We start from the raw sequence: 17,411 nt of genomic DNA on the forward strand, positions 1-17,411 counted from the left end.
CGCGTTCTGCCATCCATTCCTTCTTCGCTACGCTTCAGAAGAAATGGATGGCAGAATAGTATATCAAATATCCAAGTTTTCTTGTCCTCTCATTTCTTACCCCAACAATTGACAAAGGACCTAAAATAAAGCGATAGATGAAGAGGGAGTTGGGAGTATGCTAGCAAAATTATTAAAAAATGATAATGGGTTTTCCGCAGTATACGAAAGGCAATATTCCAAACCTGTGGAATTCGTATGGGCACTTTTAGTTAACAACGAAAATTTTAAACATTGGATGGATCATCTTGAAATAACGGATTTAAGTAAGGGTGGAAATATTAATTTTAACTATAATGATGGTTCTGGAAAGTTTGAGAAATTTATAATAACAGATTATGTAGAAGGGTCAGTCCTTGAATTTGAATGGGGAGAGGATATTGTTCGCTTTGAAGTCCTACCGTCAGATCAAGGCTCGAAACTTGTAATGACAGAATTTATTAATAACCTAACGGATCATACTCCTAAAGATTTAGCTGGATGGCATGTTTGTTTGCTGCGCTTTAGCAATCTTGTAAATGACCTACCTGATGATGTCCCTGAAAAGGAATGGGAGAAATGGTATGAAGAGTATAAGAAGTTGGTAGAAGAGGTTAAATCTTAAAACAAACGTTAAGGTCAAAAACTTAAAAGAGAAAATGTATAATTCAAACATATTGAATTGCACATTTTCTCCTTTTAGAATAGGGTTTTAATTATTCTGCAATAGCGTATGATTCGTTATTTTCAAAACGAACAGACCATAATTTTAAACAAAATTGGAGTAAGAAAATATCATCAGGATCGTTTAATGACCGGTTTGTTAAGGCTTCTATTTTACGTAATCGATATAGTAAAGATTGGCGGTGGAGTGATAGTGCTCTCGCTGTTTGACTAACATTCCCTTGATGATAAATATAGGATGAGAGTGTATCTATCAAATCCAAACCGTTATTTTTATCATACGTAGCAATTGCGCCTATTGTAGAATGCATCAATTCCATTGACATCGAATTATTGGATATTGAAATCAATAATCGATAGATGCCTGTACTTGCGAATGTGTTTCTTGTGCCAGGTCCCTTATGACTTCTTCCAATCTCAAGGGCAGTGCGAGCATTTTTAAAACCTAGATGAAATGTTAAGTTACCAGTATAGTTTTCCCCAATACCCCATGAAATAGAAGGTATATGGTTTTGTTCTACAAAGGTATCGATTAAATCTAAGAAGCAATTGACTTCATGATTTGCCTCTTGAAAATCACATTCTAGGAAAATGACAACTAAATCCCTTTGGAACGTGTAAATAATATGCTTCTTTAATTTTTTACTAATGTTCTCTATGATTTCTGCGAAAGTTCTTTTAAAATCTTTTTCTATTTCTTGAATAGATTCTTTTTTATGAAGTATATAAAACTCTTTTAGTTTTTCAGGAAATCCGACAACACAAATATAAGGAAGGTTCACTTCGAATCCAAGTTTTTTCCCTTGATTGATGAAGGCTTCTTTTTCTGTCCAACTGCCATTTAAAAGAGTTTTAATATATTCATTTTTTTCTTTATTCTTAGAAATCATCGAAGTCATTTCTTTTTGAATCCATAACGTTAAAATTGAGACGATACAATTTAAAATTGAAGTAGGGATGGGTTTTGCATTTAATTTTCTGGATTTAAAAAGAATTATGAATGGATCTTGATTTAATAACGGACTGATTGGAACGATTTGCAAAAACTTTCCATTATCGTATCGTATAATGTCAGGTTGGTCAGTGCTTATTAACTCAGAGATTTCGTTTAAACTATTGCTATTTTCAATTTGTTCTTTACATTTTAATTCAACATCCATTTGAAATTCTTTTGATAAAAACTTTATAACTTCGTCGATAGGGTGATTATCTAAATAGAGTTTTAAAAGTTCTCTTTGGAGGGTATCAGCTTTATTAATTGATTGTTGCTCCCAGCAATTTAACTGTTCCAAAATAATTTTAAGAATATCTGAAAAGCGAATTTCCCAAGGAAGCTCAATTAATGGAAAATTAACAGATTTACAATAATTGATTACTTCATCTGGGATGTAATGGACATGTCCACCTACGGCAATTGCCATTGCTGCAGCACCTGAAGAGTGAACATCTTTAACATATGTGAGGAATAATTCAGGATTATTCCCACAACCTATGGCAGTAGTTAAAACGAGTTCGTTTCTTTTTATGAAGTCTTCAACTGGAATTTCCATAACGGTAACTGATTCGATTGCTTGTGATGAAATAATATTATTTGCTGATAATAGTTTTGCAGATGATAGTAAAGGAATGGATAATAAATCTCTTATAGTAAATTGCATAATGATACCCCCTGATGTGTAAAAGAAATTTATAAATAGGCTTTTATAGCGTTTGCATGAGCATCTAAATCAACATTGCATCCAGAAATAATAATGACATTTTTAGTATTTTCAACTATTGAAACATCATTGTTTAAAATTGCTCCAATTCCAATTGCAGCAGCACCTTCTACAATGACGTTATGTTCTTTGTATAAATAAGCCATGCCTTTTTTGATTGCTTCTTCTTCGACTAAGATAGGTTGGTCAACAAATTGTTGAACCATATTAAAGGTGTATTGATTATTTTCCCCAATCCCTCCTAGTAAACTATCTGCTAGAGTAGGTTCCTCATTTACTGAAACGGGTTCTCCTTTTTTTAAACTTTCAAACATTGCTGCTCCTTTTTCCATTGATAAACCGATTACTTTTATGTCTGAATTCGTAGATTTCATCACTAACCCAATCCCTGAAAGTAGACCGCCTCCTGATAAACCTCCAAGTACACAATTTACATCTGGTAAGTCTTCAAGGATTTCAAGGGCTATTGTTCCTTGGCCAGCAATTACTTCTGGATGATCAAAGGGAGGGATAACCGTTAAACCTTGTTCCTTTACTAGTTCATAACAACGTTGTTCTGCATCATCTTGCCCATCCCCATAGATTTCTAACTGTGCTCCTAAACTTTTAATCTTTTCAATTTTTGCTTTTGGTACATGTTTAGATACACAAATTACTGCGCGGATTCCTAATTTTTTTGCAGCTAATGCTACAGCAAAACCGTGATTTCCCGTTGAAAATGTTGTGACACCTAAGGATTTTTGAGTAGGGGTTAAGTTACAAATTGCATTAAAAGCACCGCGCATTTTAAAAGCTCGGCTTTCGTGTAAATGTTCATACTTTAAATAAATTTCTGAATTTGTACTATTTGATAGTTTTGGAGAAAAGATTAAAGGAGTTTTATTAATATGGGAAGCTATGTTTCTTTTTGCCTGCCAAACGTTTTGCAATGTAATTTTCTTATTGTCTTTTGAAAGTTCTTTTAAAACCTCTACCATAAACTCGATTACCCCTTTCTTTTTTGTATGTTATGTATTCTAACATATTCTTTTTTGAATTATGAGAAAAATGTAGAAAAAATTACAAAAAACTTCAGAAGTGAAAATTGTCTAATAATTTCATACAAGTTGACATATTGTTCGCAAATATCTATAAATTTATAATTCTCTTAACAAATCATTAATTGCAATGAGGATAAAGAAGGGAGTTTAGAGAATGGCTGTATTTGAATTATCAGAGTATAGAACACGATTAAGAAAAACTAAAGAGAAAATGGCAGCAAAAGAAATTGATGTGTTGCTAGTGACAGACCCAGCTAATTTAAACTATTTAACTGGTTATGATGGATGGTCATTTTATGTTCATCAGTGTCTAATAGTACTTTTAGATGAAGAAGAGCCATTCTGGATTGGACGTGGCCAAGATGCAAATGGAGCAAGAGTGACAACTTGGTTAAATGAGAATCACATTATTCCATACCCAGATTATTATGTTCAATCTACCGAAAGACACCCAATGGATTTTGTTTGTGACATTTTAAAGGAGATTGGACAATCGAATGCAACGATTGGTCTTGAAATGGATACGTACTACTTTACTGCAAAATGTTATACACAACTAAAAGTAGGGCTCCCTCTCGCTTCATTTGTAGATGCGACTTCATTAGTAAATTATGTTCGAATTATTAAATCAGATAAAGAAATTGAATATATGAAGAAAGCTGCAAGAATTGTAGAAAATGCAATGCAAACTGGAATCGATGCAATCGAAGAAGGGGTTCGTGAGTGTGATGTAGTGGCAAAAATTATGCACGCTCAAATTAGTGGGACGGTAGAGTTTGGAGGGGATTACCCAGCGATTATGCCACTTTTACCATCTGGTGAAAAGACGTCCACTCCGCATTTAACTTGGACAGATGAAAAATATAAATCTGGTATTCCAGTTATTTTGGAATTAGCAGGTTGTTACAATCGCTACCATTCTCCATTATCACGAACAGTTTTTATTGGAGAACCAGATCCAAAGGTAAAGTATTTGGCAGATGTGGTGATTGAAGGTTTGAATGCAACGCTAGAATCCATTAAACCAGGTGTTACATGTGAAGAAGTTGAGGAAGTATGGCGCAAAACGATTGCCAAAAGTGGATTCGAAAAAGAATCGCGTATCGGTTACTCAATGGGACTGAATTATCCTCCTGATTGGGGCGAACATACTGCAAGCTTACGACCAGGAGATAAAACAATTCTAGAACCAAATATGACGTTCCATTGTATTCCAGGAATTTGGCTAGATGAATATGGTGTTGAGTTGAGTGAATCCTTCCGAGTTACTGAGAGTGGCATTGAGGTATTTGCTGACTTCCCAAGAAAGTTATTTGTGAAAAATGCAACGAAAGTTTACTAATTGGTGAATGCTATGAAAATTTTCCAAGAAGAAGAGATTCGTGAATTTGTCGGTGTAAATTCAAAAGCAATTGAAATTATCGAGGAAGGTTTTGCGGCATTAGCAAAGGGAAAGGTGACATTACCGCCGATTATGCGCATTGATATTCCGGAAAACAATGGAGAAATTGATGTGAAAACGGCTTATATAAAAGGCTTAGACACCTTTGCAATCAAAGTATCTTCAGGGTTTTTTAATAATCCGGCCATTGGTCTTCCGAGTTTAAGTGGCATGATGATGCTTTTCAGTACCAAAACAGGATTAACTGAATCAATTTTGCTTGATAATGGCTATTTAACCGATGTAAGAACAGCTATAGCTGGTGCTGTTGCAGCAAAATATTTAGCAAAACAAAATGTTCAAAGTGTTGGGGTAATCGGTACTGGTACTCAAGCAAGATACCAAATCGAAGCACTTTCATTAGTAAGACAATTTGACACGATTTATGTATATGGGAGAAATGAAGAAGCAGCAAAAAACTATGCAGTAGAGATGGAAACAAAATTAGGGAAAAAGGTTATTGTTGCTAAAAGCCCAGAGCGAGTGGTCAAAATGAGTGAAATTGTAATCACAACTACTCCATCTACTTCACCGTTAATAAAGGCGGAGTGGTTACATCCAGGACTTCATATAACGGCAATGGGTTCTGATGCAGAGCATAAGCAAGAGCTGGATGAAAACATCTTTAGCAAAGCTGACTTGATTGTTTGTGATGTTAAATCTCAATGTTTCCGTTTAGGGGAGCTACATCACGCAAAAGAAAATGGAATTTTAGATGATGATAAAAACATTGTAGAACTGGGCGAAATTATTACTGGTTCACAACTTGGAAGAACAAATAATGAGCAAATAACTGTCTGTGACTTAACCGGGACAGGGGTACAAGATACAGTCATTGCTCGTTTTGCCTATGAACAATTAGTAACAAGTAAAGTTTTTTAATTAAAAATTGGAGGGATATTTTATGGGTAACGAAAAAATTAATGTTGGTACACAAGCAGTATGGTCAGGAGAAAAAGAAGTATTAGTACATGGAGCTTCACAAGTTCCAGTCGTAGTAAGTGTTGCTTACACTTATGATGATATGGACGAATGGTATGATGTGGCAATTGGTAAAAAAGCTGGCCATATTTATGGGCGTAATACGAATCCAACAGTTCAAGCCTTTGAAGAGAAAGTGAGAATCTTAGAAGGTGCAGAAGCAGCAACAAGTTTTTCTACAGGTATGGCAGCAATTAGTAATACGTTTTATACATTCTTAAGACCAGGGGATCGAATTGTTTCGATTAAAGATACGTACGGCGGTACAAATAAAATTTTCACTGAATTTTTACCACAAATGAATATTGAAATTGTGTTATGTGAAACAGGTAATCATGAAGAAATTGAAAGAGAAATTGAAAAGGGCTGTAAAATTCTTTATTTAGAAACACCTACAAATCCAACAGTAAAAATTACTGATATTGAAAGAGTAGCCAAAAAAGGGAAAGAAGTTGGGGCAATTGTTGTAGTAGATAATACCTTTGCTACACCAATTAATCAAAAACCACTTGAACTTGGTGCGGATCTAGTTCTTCATAGTGCAACGAAGTTTTTAGGTGGTCATGCGGATGCACTTGGTGGAGTTATTTGCGGATCAAAAGAATTGATTGAACCAATTTATCACTATCGTGAAATTAATGGTGCAACATTGGATCCATGGTCAGCTTATTTACTATTACGTGGGATGAAAACATTAAAACTACGTGTAGAACAACAAGAGAAAAATGCATTCGCCATCGCACGTTTCTTACAACAACAAGAGCTTGTTGATGAAGTGTTCTATCCAGGGTTAGAAACGCATGTAAATCATGATATTGCGAAGAAACAAATGAAAGGTTTCGGTGGAATGCTGAGCTTCTCAGTAAAAGGCGGTATGGATGCGGTGAAAATTTTACTACCTGCATTAAAATACGCTAACCGTGCTGCAAACTTAGGTGCTGTTGAAACAACTTATGGTCCTGCAAGAACGACAAGTCATATTGAATGTACACCAGAAGAACGTGCTGCAGTTGGTATTGCAGATGGACTTGTTCGTATTTCAGCAGGTATTGAAGATACAGAAGATTTAATTCAAGACCTAGAACAAGCATTTGCTATTTTAAAAGAACACACTGTACCAGTCGGAAAATAAGAAGGTGAAACAGATGGAAGTGAATATCCTTTCAAAGGTTCAAAAATTGACAAATGAAATCATCAGTTGGAGAAGACATATTCATTCTAATCCAGAACTGAGTTTTGCAGAATATGAGACTTCACAATTTGTATATGAAAAGTTATTGAACATCGAAGGGATGAAAGTTGAAAAGGGTGTTGGGGTCGAGACAGCGGTCATCGGCACCCTTTCTAGAGGTGACGGACCAACCATAGCCATTCGTGCAGATATGGATGCTCTACCGATTGTCGAAGCAACTTCCCATTCATTTCCTTCGAAAAATGAAGGCGTCATGCATGCTTGTGGGCATGACGCCCATACTTCAATAGGTTTGGCGGTAGCAACCATCCTAGGAGAGCTATGGAAAGAAACGGAACTACAAGGGACAGTAAAATTCATCTTCCAACCGGCTGAAGAAAATACTGATGTTTTTGGAAAAACCGGGTCTCCATATCTTATTGAAGCAGGTGCCCTTGATGATGTGGACTGCATTATAGCACTACATATGGATCCAGAACATGAAGTAGGAACGATACGAATCCATGATGGATACAGTATGGCAAATGTGGATGTATTTCAAGGGAAGATATTCGGTACTGGCGGACATGGGGCATACCCACATTTAGGAACAGATCCTATTTGGATGTTAGGACCTGTACTTCAAGCAATCCATGGAATTGTTGCTAGAAATATATCTCCATTAGATGCAGCGGTGATAAGCGTTGGGGAACTAAAAGCTGGCTCAGCGAGTAATGTCATCCCTACGGAAGTATTTTTACAAGGTACCCTTCGAAGCTATACGCCAACAGTTCGTAAAGAATTAGAACAAAGGTTAAAAAATGCCTTTTCAATCGTTGAAGCTTTTGGTGGCCAATTTGAATTGAACATTTCTCATGGGGAACCAGCTTTATTTAATAATTTTGAAGTCAATAAAGTGTTAAGAGAAGTTGTTTCCGAATTGTATCCGAACATGGAGATTATGGATATTCCATTTGGGTTAGGTGGAGAGGATTTCTCCCATATGACGTATAAAGTCCCTGGATCTATGTTTTTCCTAGGATGTGCTTACCCTGATGGAATCAAGCGCGATCTTCATACACCGATATTTGATATTGATGAAAAATGTTTACCAATTGGTACAGCGATTTTAACTCAAACAATACTTGAATTTTTACTTGGAAATGCGCACCTTCCTCAAAAATATGTAAATGGGGAAAATGTGGTTATATGACGAAGGTAGGGGAATGAGTCATGAAACATCGTATAGCATTATTAGGTTTTGGTGTCGTGGGGCAAGGATTTGCTGAAATTCTTAAAAATAAAAAACAAGTACTAGAGCAACAGTATGGACTGGATGCAACCATTGTTGCGGTAAGTGACATGATGAAAGGTTCTGTGTACCATCCGGATGGTTTATCTATAGAGGATTTATTAACGGTAGTTAAAGAAACTGGAAAGCTCGATGATTATCCTGAACAAGAGGGGTTAATTCGAGGGTTAAATAGTTTTGAAACGATTAAGCAAACAAATGCTGACACAATCGTTGAAGTTACTTTTACGGATGTAAAAACAGGACAACCAGCAATTGATCATTGTCAATGTGCATTTGAACATGGGAAAAATGTCATTATGAGCAATAAAGGACCAGTTGCATTAGCTTACTCCCAACTAAAAGAGTTAGCTGAGAAACGGAATGTCCGTTGGGGCTATGAGGGATCTGTTATGAGTGGGACACCTTCATTACGAATGCCAGTAACTTCTCTAGCAGGAAATGACATAATAGAAATTCAAGGGATTTTAAATGGTACGACTAACTATATGTTAACACGTATGGAAGATGGCCTCTCATATGATGAGGCACTACATGAAGCCCAAAAACTAGGTTATGCAGAAGCTGACCCAACAAGTGATGTGGAAGGTTATGATGCTTTATACAAAGTTGTCATTTTAGCGAATGTTGTAATGAATCATCCATTAAAAGTTCACGAAGTTGAAAGGGTTGGCATTTCCGATTTAACTTCCAAAGACATTGAGCAAGCTCGACAAAATCAGAAAAAATGGAAATTAATCGCAAAACTTAAAAAAGAAAATGGAAATGTGATTGCTTCTGTTAAACCTGAAATGATTTCGTTAGATCATCCTTTAGCATGTATTTCAGATGCAACAAATGCAATTACGTATCATTGCGATTTGGCTGGTCCTATTACTTTAATTGGTGCTGGAGCAGGAAAAGTTGAAACGGGTTTTTCAATATTAATTGATCTTATTAATATCCATAGAAAACAACTTTAGGGGAGGAGTGAGTAAATGGAACAAACGCTTTTAAAAAGGAAAATGTTTTTAGCTGGTGAATGGGTTTCTCGAGAAAAAACAATTGATGTGGAAAATCCACAAAATGGTGAGATTATTGCACAAATTCCTGCTGCAAGTAAAGAAGATGCAATCCTTGCGATAAATGAAGGAGTTAAAGGTGCAGAAATTGCTAGAAATCTACCAACCTATGAACGAATCTCCATTTTAAATAAAGTTGCAAATTGGATTGAAGATAGACAATCCCTTTTTGCAAGAACAATTGCAACAGAAGGTAGTAAAACAATCCGTGAAGCTGAAAAAGAAGTTCGGCGCTGTATCCAAACAATTCGTATCAGCGCTGAAGAAGCAAGAAGACTTCATGGAGAAACGATTCCCTTTGATCAGTCTTCTGGAAATGAAAATCGAGTTGGATTTTATCAACGACTACCAATTGGATTAATTGTTGCAATTACTCCATTTAATGATCCTTTAAATCTAGTGGCGCATAAATTAGGCCCAGCGATAGCTGCTGGTAACTCGATCATTATTAAGCCTTCAACCCTCACCCCATTAAGTGCATTGTTACTAGCAGAAGCATTTCATGAAGCGGGACTACCGAAAAAAGTATTAACAGTTATAACAGGTCATTCAAGTGATATTGGCGATGAATTAGTGACAAATCCAGCAGTTCGAATGATTTCCTTTACTGGTGGTTATGAGGCGGGAAAAATCATTTCATCTAAAGCGGGTATAAAAAAGTTAAGTATGGAACTTGGTTCAAATTCACCTTGCATTGTACTGAGTGATGCGGATATTCCAGATGCTGTGGATTCAATTGTATCTGGCGCATTTTGGGCAGCAGGTCAAAATTGTTTAGGTGTTCAACGAGTGTATATAGATGAAGAAATCTATTCTACTTTTGAAGTGTTATTAGTTGAACGAACAAAACAATTACGTATGGGCGATAAGCTTAATGAGCTGACAGATATGGGTCCATTAATCACTGAAAAAGAAGCGATTCGAATTGAAAATCTTGTAGAGGAAACGTTACAAGAAGGTGCAAAACTTCTTTGTGGTGGTAGGCGAAATGGTGCTTTCTATGAACCAACAATCCTTACAAATGTTCATCCAGAAAGTAAAATAGCTAAAGAAGAAATTTTTGGCCCAGTTGTTATTTTAGATAGTATAAGAGATTTAGATGAAGCAATTCAAAAATCCAACAATGTCATGTATGGACTACAGGCAGGGATCTTTACGAAAAATCTTGATTTTGCATTCCGCGCAATCAAGGATATGGAGTTTGGAGGCATAATGGTCAATGATAGTAGCGATTTTAGAATTGATTCCATGCCTTTTGGTGGAATGAAACAATCAGGAATTGGTAGAGAAGGTGTAGCTTTTGCTATCCAAGAAATGACTGAACAAAAAGTTGTATGTTTTAAAATTGGATCGAATTTTTAATCACACAATTTGGAGGGTTGCGGATGAAAAAACTATCAATCACTTTCATCACAGTATTAGCCATGATTATATTAGCAGCATGTGGTGGTTCAGAAAATGAAACAACAGAAACGAATGGCGCAGCAGGTTCTAGCAAACTTGAACAATTAAAACAATCTGGAACGGTGAAAATTGGTTTTGCTAATGAGGTGCCATATGCATATGAAGAAAATGGTGAAATCAAAGGGGCAAACGTTGATATTGCCAAAGCTGTATTTAAAGAATTGGGAATTGAAAAAGTAGAAGCCCAGTTATCAGACTTTAGTCAATTAATCCCAGGTGTGCAAGCAGGACAGTTTGATGTAATCACTGCAGGTATGGCAATTAAACCAGACCGTTGTGAACGTGTATTATTTAGTGAACCAGAAATGCAATATGGGGAAGGTTTAATCGTTGCAAAAGGTAACCCTCATAATCTTCAAAGCTATAAGGATATTGCGGCAAATCCAAAATTAAAGGTAGTCGTGATGGAAGGAACAACTGAAATTGAATTTTTACAAAAAGAGGGAGTAAATCCAAATCAAATTATCACTGCACCAGATATTCCAGCTACATTCTCTGCAATTCAAGCAGGTCGTGCGGATGCGACAACAGGAACTGAAATGACAGTGAAAATGGCTCTTCAATCTGCTGCAACGGATGAATTAGAGTTTGTTGAAACTTTTGAACAACCAGATGTAGAAGGTGTACCAAGTTATGGTGCAGCAGCATTTAACTTAAAAAATGAAGAATTACGTAATGCTTATAATGAGAAGTTACAACAATTAAAAGAAGACGGTACAATCGCCAAAATTTTAGAAGCAAATGGTTTTAGTTCAATTAGCAACATGGTTGAAGTGGGTGAAATCACAACAGAACAAGTATGTGGTGGTCAAAGCTAGGTAAATAAGTAAGGGGCAAGCTAAATCTAAAAAGACTTGTCCCTATATTCTAATTTATACTTACTACTTTGGAGAAGGGGATGATCATTATTAGTGCCATAATTGAAATTACTCCACAACTATTAAGAGGTCTAGGTATTACAATTTCTGTTTTATTAGCTTCGGCAATAATCGCTTACATAGTCGCTTTTGTCGCTGGGTTATCTAGAGTTTCAAACAATGTCATATTAAACAAGGCTACAGGAGTCTATGTAGAGGTATTTCGAGGAACTTCATTAATCGTGCAATTATTTTGGCTCTATTATGCCATCCCGATGCTTTTTGGTATTCAATTAGGTTCAAACTGGTGGACAGGAGTAATCGCCATTGGTCTTAATTATGGAGCCTATTTATCTGAGGTAGTACGTGGATCGATTTTAGCAGTTGATAAGGGGCAAACAGAAGCAGCCATTGCATTAAATATGTCTCGTTATCAACGAATGAGACTTATTATTTTACCCCAAGCAGTACGGATGATGCTTCCGGAGTTCGGTAATTACACAATCCAAATCATGAAAGCAACATCACTTGTCTCATTAATTGGAATGCGTGACATTTTATATTATGGAGACATCATGAGAAGTACGAATCTCTCACAAGCACCATTAATCTATGTCATTGTATTATTTATCTATTTCATTCTAGCATTGCCTTTTATTTGGTTAACTAGAAAAGGAGAAACAATTGCGAAGAAAGGGGTGGTGAGCTAATGGGTGATAATTTCAGGTGGGAAACATTTTTCGATGCTTTACCAATAGTACTACAAGGTTTAGGTGTGACGGTTGGTTTAACATTTGCCTGTTTTGGATTTGCTCTGCTTTTCGGTTTTGTATGGATTTTCTTTAGACGAATCCCCAATAAACTCATTGTATCGATTGTCACTTGGGTGATGGAATTTATTCGTTCAACTCCACCTTTAGTTCAATTGTTTTTCGTTTATTATGCACTACCAGTAGTACCAGTCATAGGTGTAACGTTAGAACCGTTTACATGTGCAATACTAGCCATTGGTATCCATTATAGTACGTATATTGGAGAAATCTATCGTTCAGGGATTGAAAGTGTTGATAAAGGCCAATGGGAAGCATCAATTGCTTTGAATTTTTCTACCATGGATAAATGGAGAAGAATCATTCTACCCCAAGCAATACCACCAACAATTCCTATGTTAGGAAACTACTTTATCATCATGTTTAAAGAGGTTCCGTTAGCATCAATCATCGGTGTAACAGGAATTTTAGCGATGGCAAATTCCTATGGTGCTTTAAACTTTGCTTATTTAGAGCCACTAACAATTGTCGGTATTATTTTCTTACTATTAAGTTATCCATCTTCAATATTGATAAAAAAATTAGAAGTGAAAATGAATACTAGATTTGACAAAAATGTATTATTAGAAAAGGCGAAGAAAAAAAGTATTCCTGACATGAACCTAAAGGAGAGTGATCGTATTGTCTAATGTATTAACTGAAAATAAAAAGAATTCCGTATCATTAAGTACTGAACCCATTGTAAAATATCTAGATGTAAAAAAATCCTTTGGTGATACTCATGTGTTAAAAGGAATCAATCTTGAAATTCGTCCAGGAGAAAAAATTGCGGTCATCGGGCCAAGTGGTTCAGGAAAAACAACAATTATCCGAATGTTAATGACATTGGAGGAACCAACGTCCGGCGATATCATTGTAAATGGAAAAAACCTATGGAAAATGGAGAAGAATGGACAACTAGTAAAGGCGAATGAGAAACATATAAGAGAAGTGCGCGGAGATATCGGAATGGTATTCCAGCATTTTAATCTTTTTCCCCATATGACAATTTTAGAGAATTGTATGGCAGCACCGATTCATGTGAAAAAGGAAAACAAAGATGAAGTGCGGGAACGTTCAATTAAAATGTTAGAACGGGTAGGTTTAGGAACTAAATTAGATTTTTATCCATCACAGCTTTCTGGTGGACAAAAACAACGTGTTGCTATGGCCCGCGCATTAGTTATGCGACCAAAGATTATGTTATTTGACGAAGTAACTTCTGCCCTTGACCCAGAATTAGTAGGGGAAGTACTAGAGGTTATTCGAGATATCGCTGAAAATGATGATATGGCAATGGTTTTAGTAACTCACGAAATGGAATTTGCACTAGATATTGCTGACAAAGTCCTATTTCTTGACCAAGGAGTTATTGCTGAGCAAGGAACAGCAAATGAAGTATTGGTAGATTCTAAAAATGAACGGGTTCAATCCTTCTTAAAACGATTTAGAAAAGCATAGGTGTGAAAATGCGAATTAAAGTGAAATTAAAAAAGAAACAAGGGGGTGTCCAAAAGTGGGGATTTTTGGATACCTCCTTGTTCTATTATAAATATCTTTTAGCAATTATCCTTAACGGAAGCGAAGAAAGGGGACGTCTCAACTCTCAGACGTCCCCTTCTTTTCTTTCATTATTTGTATTAGTATACTTTATCTCCGTTGAAGATAGAGTTTTTCACGACAACATAATCCACTGTGCGGATAGCGTCTAGTTTCGTACCACCTGCGTAAGAAATTGATGATTGTAAATCTTGTTCCATTTCAGTTAAAGTGTCCATTAATGAACCTTTATATTCCACGTACATTTTTTTACCTTCAACGTTTTTCTTTTCGCCTTTTTGGAATTCAGATGCTGAACCAAAGTATTCTTTATATGTTTTGCCGTCTTTTGTGATTGTTTGTCCTGGTGATTCTTCATGGCCAGCAAATAATGAACCAATCATGACCATAGAAGCGCCAAAACGTACAGATTTTGCAATATCACCGTGAGTACGAATACCACCGTCAGCAATAATAGGTTTTGTTGCAGCTTTCGCACACCAGCGAAGAGCAGCTAATTGCCATCCACCAGTACCAAAACCTGTTTTAATTTTCGTAATACATACTTTACCTGGTCCAATTCCAACTTTTGTTGCATCAGCTCCAGCATTTTCTAACTCACGCACCGCTTCAGGTGTACCAACATTTCCGGCAATAACAAAGCTTTGTGGTAAGTGAGTTTTAATATGTTTAATCATATCAATTACTGCATTTGAATGACCATGAGCAATATCGATTGTAATAAATTCAGGAACTAAATCTTCAATTGCTAATTGCTCAATAAATGTATATTCTTCAGGTTTAACACCAACAGAAATAGAAGCAATTAAGTTACGTGAATGCATATCTTTAATGAATTCTGCACGAGTTTCTGGATTAAAACGGTGCATAATATAGAAGTAACCGTTTTCAGCTAATTTAATAGCAATTGATTCATCAATAATAGTCTGCATGTTTGCAGGTACTACTGGTAATTTAAATTTATGTCCACCAAACACGATAGAAGTGTCACATTCAGAACGACTGTTTACAATACATTTATTAGGAATTAATTGAATATCTTCATAATCAAATACGTTATCCATAAAAAAGCACCTCGAAATCACGAATATTTTTTTAAATTGAATGCGAAATGTTCGCCCTTTGGTAATTTACCCTATTTTCAATAGGATGTCAAAAGAATTTTATAAAAATGTGTTTATTATTTTAGTTTATCCTCTAATGTTTGAAATATTTATATAAATGAGGTCATCAGAATTGAATAAAATAACAACTCTCTCGTCATATTAACTACAAAGGAGATGACCTTATGCCAAAAGATACAGAAAATCAACATTCCCAAGCAACTCCGCATTTTGATGGTCCGAGAGAAAGTATTATTAATGATCCAACAGCATCTGCAGGAGAATCGTTAGGAATTTATACACAAACGAATACGGAATTTGGTATGGAAAAGAGTCCATTTAAATTTACTCCAAAGAAAGATCCGATGATGGAACGATTTGAGAAATTAATGAGAGGTACAAAAAAAGAATAAACTACTAAGGAGTTGTCTGAAAAGTCATTTTGAGACAGCTCCTTTGTAACTGACGCTACCGCTTTCGTCACAGATAAATTGCGACGAGGATGGTGACAACCACCGCAGGAACAATAATTCATAAGAGATATTTATCAAGAAAGAAAAGAGGTGTCCAAAAAATTATTACTTTTTGGACACCTCCAATTTTTTAAGGCATTCGTACAAAAGCGTTTACAATTCCTTCATAAACTAAGTGAAGGAGGGAGCTAATCGATGCTTGATAAAATAAAACTGTTAATAGGTCAGCCGATTGGCGTTGCATTTAAAAATGGGCTGAGTGTCTCGGGTGTTCTTTGCGATGCAGATGAAAATGAAATTTGTTTAATGGAATACTTATACCAAGCGAAATTTGTTCAAAAATACTACAACTATGAGCAAATCCAAGGAATTTATATATTTCCAAGTTGTGAAAACGAATATCTTAATTAAACGGTGAAATTTATATGCAAAGGTTCGAACATATATTGAAAATTTAAAAAGTTTTGCTTAATAAAGGCTGATTTATTAAGCAAAACTTTTTATTTTTTAACTATTACAAATATTACGAATATTACAGTTAGATTCTATTTACTTATCAAAACATAAACTTCATGGATAGTCTGAACATTTAAAACATAAAAACTATTAACATCCATTTTAGGAGGAAAAGTTATGAAAATTAAATTAACATTATCCATGTTGGTAGTATTATTCATTGCAATAACTTTTACAGCGAACGCAAAAGCGATGGAAATGGAACGCACTATCACGCTATCTGGTGAAGGTGTATATAAAAAAGTGATTAATGAAATAGCAGATACATTCTTTTACGATAAAGCTTTATATACTGAAATGATACAGTATAAAACTGTTCAAATAGATACCTATGAGGTGAAAAAAGGAGATAATCTATATAGTATTGCACAAAGACATAATATTAAATTAGAGGATTTAATGAGTTGGAATAAGAAAACGGATTCATTAATACATCCGGGTGAACAGTTAGTACTTGAAGATAATGGTAATCTGGTGGAAGTAGAGGACGTTACTTCTGAACCATCAGTAGTTCAAGAGCAACCTTCAGTGAAAGAGGAACAACCTTATGTATCTGATAATCAAACAGTACAAGTATCTGAAGAAAAAGCTGTTGACACACCAAAAGTTGAAGAGGAAATTGTACAAGAAGTAAAATCAGAACCAGTTAATCTGGATGCAATTGCAGAGATGACTGTAACTGCAACGGCTTATACTGCCTATTGTGAAGGTTGCTCTGGAAAAACTGCAATTGGAATTGATTTACGTGCAAATCCTAATCAAAAAGTAATAGCTGTTGACCCGAATGTTATTCCGTTAGGATCAAAAGTGTGGGTTGAAGGATATGGTGAAGCGGTGGCTGGTGATACTGGCGGTGCGATTAAAGGAAATAAAATTGATGTATTTATTCCTTCTTATGACCAAGCAATGGCATGGGGACGTAAAACGGTGAAAGTGAAAATATTAAATTAGTAAGTTAGGCTACTAGGGGTTTATTTCCTAGTGCCTTTTTTTGTTTTCAATACTAATTTCTCAATTTATAGGGGAACCTTTACAAAAATTGAAACTAATATGTAAGATTATTCGTATTTGATGTATAAATAAGGTAGTGTCAAAACTTCTATGAAAAACTGAAAATCACAAGCGTTCAGGGCGGAAAGTACTCTCCGCACGAGGTGACAATCGCTCTTGACAAACATTCCGAAAAGGTTGCGCCTTGTTTTT

At 35.6% G+C, this 17,411-nt stretch carries 16 protein-coding genes and 1 pseudogene; 14 read left to right on the top strand and 3 right to left on the bottom strand.

Features of this window, described 5'->3' with window-relative positions; all coding sequences use genetic code 11:
• Nucleotides 1-157 precede the first annotated feature (157 nt).
• Nucleotides 158-643: an SRPBCC domain-containing protein gene (locus D8M03_RS15595; protein ID WP_121215746.1), complete on the top strand. Its 486-nt coding sequence runs from the start codon at nucleotides 158-160 to the stop codon at nucleotides 641-643.
• A 91-nt stretch (nucleotides 644-734) separates the two neighbouring features.
• On the opposite strand, the gene D8M03_RS15600 is transcribed toward D8M03_RS15595, so the two are convergent.
• Complete coding sequence (locus tag D8M03_RS15600; protein ID WP_121215747.1) at nucleotides 735-2,360, bottom strand: PucR family transcriptional regulator; 1,626 nt, start codon at nucleotides 2,358-2,360, stop codon at nucleotides 735-737.
• Nucleotides 2,361-2,389: 29 nt separating this feature from the next.
• Nucleotides 2,390-3,397 (bottom strand): hydroxyectoine utilization dehydratase EutB, encoded by a 1,008-nt coding sequence (gene eutB / locus D8M03_RS15605; protein ID WP_121215748.1) that lies wholly within the window; start codon nucleotides 3,395-3,397, stop codon nucleotides 2,390-2,392.
• Nucleotides 3,398-3,614: 217 nt separating this feature from the next.
• Here eutB and D8M03_RS15610 point away from each other — a divergent pair, with 217 nt between their 5' ends.
• From D8M03_RS15610 to ehuA, 10 genes are all read left to right on the top strand, one after another.
• Entirely contained in the window at nucleotides 3,615-4,802 is a 1,188-nt protein-coding gene (locus tag D8M03_RS15610; RefSeq protein WP_121215749.1) for a M24 family metallopeptidase, read from the top strand.
• A gap of 12 nt (nucleotides 4,803-4,814) precedes the next feature.
• A complete protein-coding gene (locus D8M03_RS15615) occupies nucleotides 4,815-5,783 on the top strand; it encodes a cyclodeaminase (RefSeq protein ID WP_121215750.1) in 969 nt (322 codons plus the stop codon).
• A 22-nt stretch (nucleotides 5,784-5,805) separates the two neighbouring features.
• Nucleotides 5,806-7,014: a cystathionine gamma-synthase family protein gene (locus D8M03_RS15620; protein WP_121215751.1), complete on the top strand. Its 1,209-nt coding sequence runs from the start codon at nucleotides 5,806-5,808 to the stop codon at nucleotides 7,012-7,014.
• 13 nt (nucleotides 7,015-7,027) lie between these two features.
• Nucleotides 7,028-8,266 carry a M20 metallopeptidase family protein gene (locus tag D8M03_RS15625; protein WP_121215752.1) on the top strand — a complete coding sequence of 413 codons (1,239 nt, stop codon included), beginning with the start codon at nucleotides 7,028-7,030 and terminating at the stop codon, nucleotides 8,264-8,266.
• A 20-nt stretch (nucleotides 8,267-8,286) separates the two neighbouring features.
• Nucleotides 8,287-9,327 carry a homoserine dehydrogenase gene (locus D8M03_RS15630; RefSeq protein WP_121215753.1) on the top strand — a complete coding sequence of 347 codons (1,041 nt, stop codon included), beginning with the start codon at nucleotides 8,287-8,289 and terminating at the stop codon, nucleotides 9,325-9,327.
• Nucleotides 9,328-9,342: 15 nt separating this feature from the next.
• Entirely contained in the window at nucleotides 9,343-10,788 is a 1,446-nt protein-coding gene (locus D8M03_RS15635; RefSeq protein WP_121215754.1) for an aldehyde dehydrogenase family protein, read from the top strand.
• A 23-nt stretch (nucleotides 10,789-10,811) separates the two neighbouring features.
• Nucleotides 10,812-11,708, top strand: coding sequence for an ectoine/hydroxyectoine ABC transporter substrate-binding protein EhuB (gene ehuB / locus D8M03_RS15640; RefSeq protein ID WP_121215755.1), 897 nt, complete (start codon nucleotides 10,812-10,814; stop codon nucleotides 11,706-11,708).
• 80 nt (nucleotides 11,709-11,788) lie between these two features.
• Nucleotides 11,789-12,457, top strand: a complete 669-nt coding sequence (locus D8M03_RS15645; protein WP_121215756.1) for an amino acid ABC transporter permease — start codon at nucleotides 11,789-11,791, stop codon at nucleotides 12,455-12,457.
• On the top strand, nucleotides 12,457-13,206 hold the full coding sequence (ehuD, locus tag D8M03_RS15650; RefSeq protein WP_121215757.1) for an ectoine/hydroxyectoine ABC transporter permease subunit EhuD: 750 nt from the start codon (nucleotides 12,457-12,459) through the stop codon (nucleotides 13,204-13,206). Before D8M03_RS15645 ends, ehuD begins: the two co-directional genes overlap by 1 nt.
• A complete protein-coding gene (ehuA, locus tag D8M03_RS15655; RefSeq protein ID WP_121215758.1) occupies nucleotides 13,199-14,017 on the top strand; it encodes an ectoine/hydroxyectoine ABC transporter ATP-binding protein EhuA in 819 nt (272 codons plus the stop codon). Before ehuD ends, ehuA begins: the two co-directional genes overlap by 8 nt.
• Nucleotides 14,018-14,196: 179 nt before the next feature.
• Here ehuA and guaC read toward each other — a convergent pair whose 3' ends face one another.
• Nucleotides 14,197-15,180, bottom strand: a complete 984-nt coding sequence (gene guaC, locus D8M03_RS15660; RefSeq protein WP_121215759.1) for a GMP reductase — start codon at nucleotides 15,178-15,180, stop codon at nucleotides 14,197-14,199.
• Between the two features lie 224 nt (nucleotides 15,181-15,404).
• On the opposite strand from guaC, the gene D8M03_RS15665 reads away from it, so the two are divergent.
• The 3 genes and pseudogenes from D8M03_RS15665 to D8M03_RS18110 form a co-directional block, all read left to right on the top strand.
• Nucleotides 15,405-15,632, top strand: coding sequence for a hypothetical protein (locus D8M03_RS15665; RefSeq protein WP_121215760.1), 228 nt, complete (start codon nucleotides 15,405-15,407; stop codon nucleotides 15,630-15,632).
• A 255-nt stretch (nucleotides 15,633-15,887) separates the two neighbouring features.
• A complete protein-coding gene (locus tag D8M03_RS15670; RefSeq protein ID WP_121215761.1) occupies nucleotides 15,888-16,103 on the top strand; it encodes a hypothetical protein in 216 nt (71 codons plus the stop codon).
• A 768-nt stretch (nucleotides 16,104-16,871) separates the two neighbouring features.
• Nucleotides 16,872-17,159 (top strand): annotated as a pseudogene (locus D8M03_RS18110) (3D domain-containing protein); the annotation flags it as partial.
• Nucleotides 17,160-17,411: the final 252 nt, after the last annotated feature.

It is taken from the genome of Ureibacillus endophyticus, assembly GCF_003628435.1.
GTDB classification, from domain to species: domain Bacteria; phylum Bacillota; class Bacilli; order Bacillales_A; family Planococcaceae; genus Ureibacillus; species Ureibacillus endophyticus.

Excerpts from the sequence above, each read along its gene's own strand:
- D8M03_RS15600 (WP_121215747.1), bottom strand. The coding sequence starts at position 2,360 with ATGCAATTTACTATAAGAGATTTATTATCCATTCCTTTACTATCATCT.
- D8M03_RS15670 (WP_121215761.1), top strand. The coding sequence starts at position 15,888 with ATGCTTGATAAAATAAAACTGTTAATAGGTCAGCCGATTGGCGTTGCA.
- ehuB (WP_121215755.1), top strand. The coding sequence starts at position 10,812 with ATGAAAAAACTATCAATCACTTTCATCACAGTATTAGCCATGATTATA.
- D8M03_RS15635 (WP_121215754.1), top strand. The coding sequence starts at position 9,343 with ATGGAACAAACGCTTTTAAAAAGGAAAATGTTTTTAGCTGGTGAATGG.
- ehuD (WP_121215757.1), top strand. The coding sequence starts at position 12,457 with ATGGGTGATAATTTCAGGTGGGAAACATTTTTCGATGCTTTACCAATA.
- guaC (WP_121215759.1), bottom strand. The coding sequence starts at position 15,180 with ATGGATAACGTATTTGATTATGAAGATATTCAATTAATTCCTAATAAA.
- D8M03_RS15610 (WP_121215749.1), top strand. The coding sequence starts at position 3,615 with ATGGCTGTATTTGAATTATCAGAGTATAGAACACGATTAAGAAAAACT.
- D8M03_RS15630 (WP_121215753.1), top strand. The coding sequence starts at position 8,287 with ATGAAACATCGTATAGCATTATTAGGTTTTGGTGTCGTGGGGCAAGGA.
- D8M03_RS15620 (WP_121215751.1), top strand. The coding sequence starts at position 5,806 with ATGGGTAACGAAAAAATTAATGTTGGTACACAAGCAGTATGGTCAGGA.
- eutB (WP_121215748.1), bottom strand. The coding sequence starts at position 3,397 with ATGGTAGAGGTTTTAAAAGAACTTTCAAAAGACAATAAGAAAATTACA.
- D8M03_RS15615 (WP_121215750.1), top strand. The coding sequence starts at position 4,815 with ATGAAAATTTTCCAAGAAGAAGAGATTCGTGAATTTGTCGGTGTAAAT.
- D8M03_RS15645 (WP_121215756.1), top strand. The coding sequence starts at position 11,789 with ATGATCATTATTAGTGCCATAATTGAAATTACTCCACAACTATTAAGA.
- D8M03_RS15595 (WP_121215746.1), top strand. The coding sequence starts at position 158 with ATGCTAGCAAAATTATTAAAAAATGATAATGGGTTTTCCGCAGTATAC.
- D8M03_RS15625 (WP_121215752.1), top strand. The coding sequence starts at position 7,028 with ATGGAAGTGAATATCCTTTCAAAGGTTCAAAAATTGACAAATGAAATC.
- D8M03_RS15665 (WP_121215760.1), top strand. The coding sequence starts at position 15,405 with ATGCCAAAAGATACAGAAAATCAACATTCCCAAGCAACTCCGCATTTT.